At 66.8% G+C, this 8,733-nt stretch carries 7 protein-coding genes; 6 read left to right on the forward strand and 1 reads right to left on the reverse strand.

Annotated features, from left to right (window positions below):
* Positions 1-7 precede the first annotated feature (7 nt).
* Positions 8-601: a hypothetical protein gene (locus tag B2284_RS10860; protein ID WP_286697503.1), complete on the forward strand. Its 594-nt coding sequence runs from the start codon at positions 8-10 to the stop codon at positions 599-601.
* 98 nt (positions 602-699) lie between these two features.
* A complete protein-coding gene (locus tag B2284_RS10865; protein WP_286697504.1) occupies positions 700-930 on the forward strand; it encodes a hypothetical protein in 231 nt (76 codons plus the stop codon).
* Here the strand turns inward: B2284_RS10865 and B2284_RS10870 are convergent, their stop codons facing one another.
* Positions 931-1,104: a hypothetical protein gene (locus B2284_RS10870; RefSeq protein ID WP_286697505.1), complete on the reverse strand. Its 174-nt coding sequence runs from the start codon at positions 1,102-1,104 to the stop codon at positions 931-933.
* A 31-nt stretch (positions 1,105-1,135) separates the two neighbouring features.
* Between B2284_RS10870 and B2284_RS10875 the strand changes: the two genes are divergently transcribed.
* The 4 genes from B2284_RS10875 to B2284_RS10890 all read left to right on the forward strand — a co-directional run.
* Complete coding sequence (locus tag B2284_RS10875) at positions 1,136-6,124, forward strand: phage tail tape measure protein (protein ID WP_286697506.1); 4,989 nt, start codon at positions 1,136-1,138, stop codon at positions 6,122-6,124.
* Between the two features lie 94 nt (positions 6,125-6,218).
* Positions 6,219-7,922 carry a sialidase family protein gene (locus B2284_RS10880; RefSeq protein WP_286697507.1) on the forward strand — a complete coding sequence of 568 codons (1,704 nt, stop codon included), beginning with the start codon at positions 6,219-6,221 and terminating at the stop codon, positions 7,920-7,922.
* Positions 7,919-8,233, forward strand: a complete 315-nt coding sequence (locus tag B2284_RS10885; RefSeq protein ID WP_286697508.1) for a hypothetical protein — start codon at positions 7,919-7,921, stop codon at positions 8,231-8,233. Before B2284_RS10880 ends, B2284_RS10885 begins: the two co-directional genes overlap by 4 nt.
* Before the next feature lie 90 nt (positions 8,234-8,323).
* A partial coding sequence (locus B2284_RS10890) for a lysozyme family protein (RefSeq protein ID WP_286697509.1) occupies positions 8,324-8,733 on the forward strand: 410 nt, incomplete at its 3' end.

The following is an 8,733-nucleotide window of genomic DNA, read 5'->3' on the forward strand; positions in this document are numbered from 1 at the left end:
GATGGATATGAGCAAGAAGCAGAGTGTGAAGACGGACGATTTCAAGCTGCCTGAGTGGCTCGCCGACGACGAGTACGGCAGTGAGACTTTCGAGGTGTTCACGCACCCGAAGACGAAGCAGTACTTGCAGGCTCGTGCTGCGCATGATGTGGCGCGCGAAGAGTTCGACAAGCTGGAGGCGGAGCTGCTCGCGCCCGTCGATGAGGAGCTCGCGCCGGACGTCGCGGTCGGTGACATCGACCCGCGTCAGGAGCGCCTCGAGGCGCTTGCGGCCGAGATCGGTGAGGCTGTGGCGAAGGTCAACGAGCTCGCTCCGGCTGTTCGTGAGACGGCGCACGAGGTCGTCGTCTCGGACAAGCTGACGCTGGACGAGCTCAGCGAACTCGGCAACCTCGAGTCCGAGGGGCCGTTCATGGAGCTGCTCGCGCAGGCCGCGACGATCGACGGGGACGAGCTGCCTGCCGAGGGGTGGCGCAAGCTGGCGCGCAAGTGTGGCGTCGGGCAGTGGGCGAGCTTGCAGCATGACGTCCTGGAGTACCTGGGTATGCCGGGGGTGACGCCGGATTTCTCGCTGCTCACCTCGCCGACCATCCGCGAGTAGTCGATTACGTCGAGGCGGCGCGCTCGTGGGGTGTGCCGCCGTCGACGCTGATCGGCACGGGCCAGGGTGAGTGGACGGACAAGGATCGTCTGATCGCGGTGGCGCTGCATCTGCATGAGCGGTCGCTATGTTCCGGATGCTCGGGGCCGCTTGCCGAGTGGGACACCGAACAGGACTACGTGCCGCAGGAGCACACGTGCCCGAAGTGTGCGGCGCAGGAGAAGTATCGCGCCGAAAATGACCATCCCGAGCCGGGCGTGAAGGTCGCGTTCGTGAAGGAGAACCCGGAGCCAGATGCCGACGACGAGTTCGCGCCGGTCTTCGAGTGACTACCGGCCGATTCGCTGGCCGCGTTTCGCGTGGCCCCACCACAGGGCACCGCACGCAACTGCGATGACAGCGCAGATGAGCGCGCTGATCGGCGCTGGCCGACTCGCGTTCTGAACGGCGAGCAGCAAGAAAACAGCGGTCAGGGCGGCGAACGCGTCGCGCGACTTCAGCATGACCCAAACCTAACTGAACAGGAGGCCGCTCGTGGCGATTCAGCGTTCCGTGGTGATCCGTCTCGTCGCTGACGTGCGTGGCATGTCGGCGGGTATGGATGAGGCTGAGCGGTCGGTGACGCGTCTGGATCGTCGTGTGGCGGCGATGACGCGTGCGGTGCGGGCTGCTGCGGCTGAGTCGGCGCAGGCGTCGCAGCGTGTCGCGGCGGCGAAGCGTGTCGAGGCGTCGATGACGGAGCGTGCGGCTGCGGCTGAGCAGCGGGCGACGTCGGTGCGTGCGGCTGCGTCTGCGGCTGCGACGCGTGTCGGTGAGGCTGAGGCGCGCCTGGCGGATGTGCGTGCGGCGGGGACCGCTGAGATGGCGTCGCGGGTCACGGCTGCTGAGGAGCGCGTGACGAGCGTGCGCCGACAGGCGGAGGCTGCCGCTTCTCGTGTCGGGCAGGCTGAGGCTCGCCTGGCGGAGCTGCGTGCTGGCGGCGCGAACGTGTCGGCTGCTGAACTGAGCGCGGCCGAGCGTCGCGTGGAGCAGGCGCGCGCCACGGCTGCCGCTGCGGCTGATCGGGTGGGCATTGCCGAATCGCGCCTAGCCGAGCTGCGTGCCGCTTCCGGCGCATCTGCCGCCGAAGTCGCTGCGGCTGAACGCCGAGTCGAGGCTGCGCGCGCACGTCACGAGGCGGTGACGAATGCGGCGGCGTCGGCTGAGCAGCGGTTGACGGCGGCACAGGAGATGCAGGCTCGTGCGGCGGCGCAGGTGACGGCTGCTGAGGAGCGCGCGACGGCTGCGACGAACGCTCACGCGGCGGCGGCTCAGCGCAGCATCGCGCGTACGCAGGCGTGGAATGCGGCGGCCGGGAAGATGGCGATGGTCGGCGGCACGATCGGCCTCGGTCTCGGTCTTGCAGTCAAGCAGTTCATGGATTTCGACGAGGCCATGTCAGGTGTGCGCGCGAACTTGTCGGGCACGCCCGCTGAGATGGATGCCGTGCAGAACGCGGTGCGCCAGGCGGGCGCCGCGTCCGTTTTCTCGGCGACAGAGGCCGCGAACGCTGCGGAGGAGCTCGCGAAGGCAGGCTTGAAGGCGGCGGACATCACTGGTGGCGCGCTCACAGGTTCTATGGATCTCGCGGCGGCCGGTGGCGTGGGTCTTGCTCGCGCCGCTGAGGTCGCTGCGACCGCGATGGCGCAGTTCCACCTGAAGGGTCAGGACGTCGCGCACATCGCTGACGTCATGGCTGCCGGTGCGCTTGCCTCGACTGCATCCATCGACTCGCTCGCGCAGGGTATGGCCCAGGGCGGTGGCATGGCTGCGTCGCTCGGCATGAGCCTCGAGCAGACCGTCGGAGCCCTGAGCCTCTTCGACCAGAACGCGCTCAAGGGCAGCGACGGCGGTACGTCGCTGAAGACGATGCTGATGTCGCTGACGCCCAACTCAGAAGCCGCTGCGACGGCGATGGAGGACATCGGCCTGCAAGCGTTCGACGCGAACGGCAAGTTCGTGGGCCTCACGTCTGTCGCCGAACAGCTCAAGAATGGCATGAAGGACATGGGCGAAGAGCAGCGTCTCGCCGCCCTCAAGACCATCTTCGGTGCCGACGCAGCCCGCGCCGCGAACGTCCTCTACCAGGAGGGCGCCGCTGGGCTGCAGGACTACATCAACAAGGTGTCGGAGTCTGGTGTGGCGGCGCAGGTCGCTGCCGCGAAGCTCAACAACGCGAAGGGTGACCTCGAGAAGCTGAAGGGCGACTTCGAGAATGTCCTCATCGGAGCGGGTGAGGGCGCGAACGGCCCGATCCGTGGCCTGATCCAGAACGTCGACAAGCTGGTGTCTGCCTTCGGCGAGCTTCCCTCTGGCGTGCAGTCGGGCGTTGTGCAGATCGCGGCGTTCGGGTCGGCGGGTCTTCTTGCGGCGGCTGGTGTCATCAAGATGGTGAACGCGATCCGGTCGATTCGTTCCGGCGTCATGACGGCGGCCGGCGCGCTGCGTGACGGCGTTGGCGCTTTCACGAGCTGGGTGCGTGCGGGCGACTCGTCGGGCACGATGCTCGCGGGTCTGCGTGGCCGCGCAACGCAGGCAGCTAGCGCGATCCGCAACATGGGCGTCGTCGGAAAGGTGGGCCTGGGTCTACTCGCTGCGGGTCTCATCGCAGCGGGTGTCGCAGCGGCGACAGCTGGCCCGCAGATCGACAACTTCGGCCGCTCTGGCGCCGACCTTGGACGCGATTTGCGGACTGCTGCGGACGGCGGCAAGAACTTCGACAGCATCTTCTCGAACATGTCGCTCGCGGCTGCACGAGACCAGTCGCTCTCGCTGTCTGAGGCGACGAAGCTCCTTGGCGGCAATTACGACAAGGTTGACGACAAGGCCGACAAGTTCTTCACCGGCATGCTCAAGGGCGTGGGCGCCGCGAGCGGTGCAGCCAACTCGCTCGAAGCCGTCAAGGGCCGCTTCAAGGGTGTCGGCGATGAGCTTGCGTCGCTGGTGCAGGGTGGCCGTGCCGACGAGGCTGCACGTCAATTCTCAGCCCTGGCGCAAGCGATGGCTAAGAATGACACGGGCCCAGGCTGGGACAAGTCGACCTCTGCCGCAGATCGTTACAAGGCCGCTACGAAGGCCCTCATGGGTGCGATGCCCGGCTATTCGGACGCCCTGGCCCGCGCCTCCACCGAGCAGAAGAAGAACGCGGACGCGACAAACGCGGCGGCGCTCTCCGCGGTCAAGGCCGGCAACGCGAACGATCAGCAGAAGAAGTCTGTCGACGACCTCGCTGACTCGTACAAGAACCTGAACAACCTGCTGTTGCAGCAGCGAGCCGACGCGCGCGGCTATCAGGCGGCGTTGGATGCGGCGACCGATGCGCTCAAGGAGAATGGGCGCACTCTCGACATCACGACCGAGAAGGGCCGCAATAACCAGGAGGCCCTCGACTCGATCGCGTCGTCTGCGGGCGAGTGGGCAGCGAGCGTGCTCAAGTCGACCGGCGACCAGCAGCGCGCCAACTCGATCCTGCAGGACGGGCGCCAGCAATACACCGACATGGCGATGGCGATGGGGAGGGGCCGCGAGGAGGCGACGAAGCTCGCCAACGAGATGGTCAAGATCGACGGGGTCAACACCGTCGATGTGAAGGTCGACGGCGTAGAGGCGGCTATCTACGGCGTCAACGTGCTTGGCGAGCAGGTCATCCGCCTCAAGGGCACGAGCCTAGAGATTCCCGCGTCCGTCGAGAACGGACCGCAGGTGCTGCAGATGATGGCCGCGATCAAGGATCTTCGCCTGTCCGAGGACGGCAAGACCATGACGGTCACGGCCGAGGCAATGAAGGTGCCTGAGACAAAGGCTGCAATCGAGTCGGTTCCTGGCATCGTGCACAACAAGGATGGCTCGGTCACGGTCGATGTGAAGGAGCTCGGCGCCGACGTCGCGAACAGGGCGATCGGCGAGTTGTCGACCGTCGCGCGGATGGCGAATGGGCAGATCGTGCACATCCCGGCCGGCACGAATGCTCCTGCCATCAAGTCGCTCATCGAAGGGCTCGGCGCGAAGTCGGTCGCGGTCAACGGCACGCAGGTGAAGATCAACACGAGCGCGCCGCTCGCGAACGCTGACCGCGAGAAGATCAACAAGCTCAAGGGCGCCGCGGTCAGCGCCAACGGCACGATGGTCACCATCGACTCGAAGGCGATCACCGGCCCAGCGCTCGCTGACTTGAACCGGCTAATGTCGGCGGCGCAGAACAAGACGGTATGGATCACGACGTACACGCAGACGATCCCGGTCGGCATCCGTAACCCGAATGCGGCCTCGAATGCTGCAAGTGGCGGCGTGACCGGCCTCCCGATGCGTGGCGGCGCGACAGGTGGCGCGATCAGTGACCTGTCGAGCCTGCCACGTTTCGCTTCCGGTGGCTATCTCGGGCGGATCAACGGCAAGCCGTACGGCTGGCAGGACGGTCGCGATGGTGGCCGTGTGCGCGGCCCTGGAACGGCGACGTCGGACCAGGTTGTCACGATGACTTCGCGCGGCCTGGTGCGCACCGCGAATGATGAGCACATCATCGCTGGTGACGAGGTCGCCGGCTTTGGTGGGCACGCAGGCATCTACCGCATGCGACAGATGGCGAAGGCCGGCGTCTTGCGCCGGTTCGCGTCTGGCGGGTCGGTCGACGACGACTGGACGCCTGACATGTCCGGCATCATGGCGTACGCGGCGTCGTTGAAGGTCGACCCGAGTGCGGTGACGGAGCAGCGCAAGAAGGTTGCCGATCAGAAGACGGCGCTGGACAAGGCGATCCGTGACTTGCGTGCGGCTCAGGCTGGTGTGCGCGGCAAGTCTGGTGCGGCGCGTGTGAAGGCTGAGAACGCGGTGGCGACGGCGATCGAGCGTCAGGCGAAGGCGACGCAGAACCTGTCGGCGGCGCGCTCGAAGCTCGCCGGGATGGAAGCACGCTCAGGGCAGGGCGCCGGACGTCAGTTCATCAGCGGAATCAGCGCATCGAACTGGACGAACAAGCGCTTCTTGGACGACATCGAGCGCATCAAGAAGCGTGGCTTCCCAATGGTCGCGCGCTCCCTGCTCGAGGACGGCTCCGACAGCGCGGTAAAGGCTGCCCATTCGTTCGCCGTCGGCGAGCGCAGTGAACTCGTCGTCGCCGACAGGGGCCTCAAGTTCTCCGACGCGCAGGCTGACCGCAAGTCGAAGCTGCTCGATGACCTCAAGGGCATCAGCACAGGTGAGGTCGCCGACCAGGCACGAGCGCAGGCCAACGCCCAGTTGATCGCGATGCAGGCCGCGAACCAGCGAATCGCGTGGGCGTCAGGGCCGACGACGGCGCGCCTCGAGGCGCGCTTGGATGTGCTCGCCGACGCGATCCGGTCGCAGCCGGCACCGATCGTGCAGGCGTCGCCGGTGAAGGTCATCACGCAACTCGATAGTCGTCCCATCGCCGAATCGACATTCGGGCATGGTGCACGCGAAGCACAGTGGGGCTCTGTCCTGCCTGGCGCTGAAGGAGGATGGTGACGGCATGGATCTGATACCGGGCCGGGCGACAAAGCTTTTCGGGAACGGGCGGTATGACGCCTTCCCCGTGATCGCGTCGCGCGGCGATGTGGTTTTGGCTACGTGGCGGTCCGCGGCGGAGCACGTCAACGACCACAACTCTTACGTGCGTGGCGCGCTCAGCACCGATGGCGGTCGCACGTACGGCGCGCCTTTCGTGCTGTACGACGATGGTGACCCCCTGATCGAGATCAGCGTGGGTGGCCTGGCGTGGGACGAGTCGCGGCAGCGGTGGGTTCTTCTGCTGCTGGCTGAGCACTTCGTGAACGCGACGACTGCGACGGTGCAGCGTCGCAGCGCGAAGGTCATCACCTCGCCGCTGCTTGCGACAGGATCGTCATGGTCGCAGCCGTCGCTCGATCTGCCACTCTCGGCTGCGTCGTGGTGGTTCGGCTGTGCGCTGTCCGCGTCGCCGGATGGGATGTGGGTTGCGGTCGGCTACGGCGTGATGGCGGGCGAGACGCAGCAGCGCCCGATCACGCTGACCAGCCGGGACGCAGGCAAGTCGTGGTCACCCCTGGCGCCGCTCGACGCCCCCGCAGACCTGAAGCTTTCGGAGGCGCCTATCCTGCGGCTCGCGTCCGGGACGTGGCTGATGACGATCCGCTGCGACTCTGATACGACAATTCACACAGCGACCAGCGATGACGGCGTGACGTGGACTTACGCCGGGCCCGTGCTCGGCGGGTACTCTGGCTTCCCGGCGACAGGGCAGGCCAGTGACGGGACGATCGTCATGCTGCTACGCGGCGGGTCGAACGGCCCCGACCCCGTTCACGGAAAATGGGCGTGGGCGTGGTCGCAGGATGACGGCGCTTCATGGTCGACTCGTGATGACTTCCCTGGCGGGGACCGCGCCATGATGTATGGCGGTCTTGCGCAGACCGCAGACGGGAACCTCGCGTGCGTGTTCGCTTCCGAGGACGACCCGGATCAGCCGTGGAAGTCGTCTTCGGTCTACTGGATGCGCTACACGATCGACCCGCTGACAGTGAAGCTCGAGTGGCTTCCAGTTTCGCCGGGCGTCGCTGTGCCTCGGGTGGCGATCTCGGGCGCGGGCATGCTGTCCGTCGACCGCGTCGTCGGCGACGCGTGGTCGGGCGAAGACATCGTCGAGGGTGTCCGCTTCCCGTCGGCGGTTGAGCAGGGCACGTGGTGGGATTACGAGCTGCAGCAGGGCCAGGCCGCGACGTACACTACGGGCGAGCGGTCGACTGGCGCCGTCGTCATGCCGATCCTGTCCGGGCCGATGCTGATTCACCCGACACAGCCGGAATTGTCGCTACGCGTCGACGTACTCACCGACGACTCGCGTGACCTGCCGATCGACACGGACGTGACGGCGGTGCCCGCCGCTGCAGGGTCGGACGAGCGCCCGCAGTACCCGATCGTGTCGACGTCGGGCATGCTCGGCAGCTACGTCGGGTCGACGAAGATCCGCACCCGCACCTTGAACGAGGAGCGGCGCCTGCGGCAGTGCGTCGCGGGGTTGTCGCCGCTGTTCTTCTCCCACCATCGCGGCATGGGTTTCCCGCCGTGGATCAGGATCACCGCGCTGACGTGGGAGAGATTCGTGAATCACTGCACGGACCCGCTCGCGTCGTGGGACGACGACGACGACATGTCGCAGTGGCGGAACTGGACGATCAAATGGGTCGAGCAGGAGCGGCCGTCGCCGACGATGCTTCGCCCGCACCGCCGCATCCGCGACGTCAACCGGCCCTTCGACAGCATCGCAGCAACGATTGAGGACTCATGAGCGACAACACCACCACCCCGGACACCGCAGTCGAGCCGGTCACCGACGGGCACGAGCCGGCACCGGACGAGACGCAGGGCCTGCCCGCCGTCGACACGTTCCGTGCGGTGCGCAAGCTCACAGCCGCGGAGGTCGAAGCGCCGGGCGCCCTCGACAACGCGAAGCAGGCCGCCTACCGCGAGGCCGTCATGCTCGCCACCCATGAGGGAGCGCGTGAGATGCCGCTGAACAACAGCATCGACGAACTCGCAACCCCCGACGGCGTCGGCGGCATGACGATCGAAGTCACGATCACCTGCGACATCGAGTAGCCGCCGCGCCGCACAACCAGACAGTCATACCCACCCCCTGAGGCCGCCCCTGACCGGGCGGCCTTTCGCGTGCACGAAAGGCGGTCGGGCATGGCTCTGACGGGCGCACAACTGAAGAAGGCCTTGTCGTCGGTTGGTGGCGGCTCGGGCATGGTCGCCTCGGCGGATCAGCTCGCGGCCGGCGCGAATGACGCGATGCGTCGTGTCGGCTGTAAGACGGTTATCGAGTGCGCGCTGTTCATGGCGACGCTCGCGCAGGAGTCGGCGGGCTTCCGCACGGCGACGGAGTACGGCAGCGGTCAGCGGTACGAGCCGTACATCGGCCGCGGCTTCGAGCAGGTCACGTGGCGCGCAAACTACGCCGCGTACGGGGCGTGGGCGAAGAGCAAGGGGCTCGTGTCTGACGCAAACCTCTTCGTGAATCAGCCCACCAGGCTCGCCGACTCGGCGCACTGGTGGATGACGGGCGTGTGGTACTGGACGATCCCGCGCTCGTGGGG

This window comes from Dermacoccus sp. UBA1591 (assembly GCF_002322065.1).
GTDB classification, from domain to species: Bacteria; Actinomycetota; Actinomycetes; order Actinomycetales; family Dermatophilaceae; genus Dermacoccus; species Dermacoccus nishinomiyaensis.

Coding starts and splice junctions, on each gene's coding strand:
- B2284_RS10860 (WP_286697503.1), top strand. CDS start 8: ATGAGCAAGAAGCAGAGTGTGAAGACGGACGATTTCAAGCTGCCTGAG.
- B2284_RS10870 (WP_286697505.1), bottom strand. CDS start 1,104: ATGCTGAAGTCGCGCGACGCGTTCGCCGCCCTGACCGCTGTTTTCTTG.
- B2284_RS10885 (WP_286697508.1), top strand. CDS start 7,919: ATGAGCGACAACACCACCACCCCGGACACCGCAGTCGAGCCGGTCACC.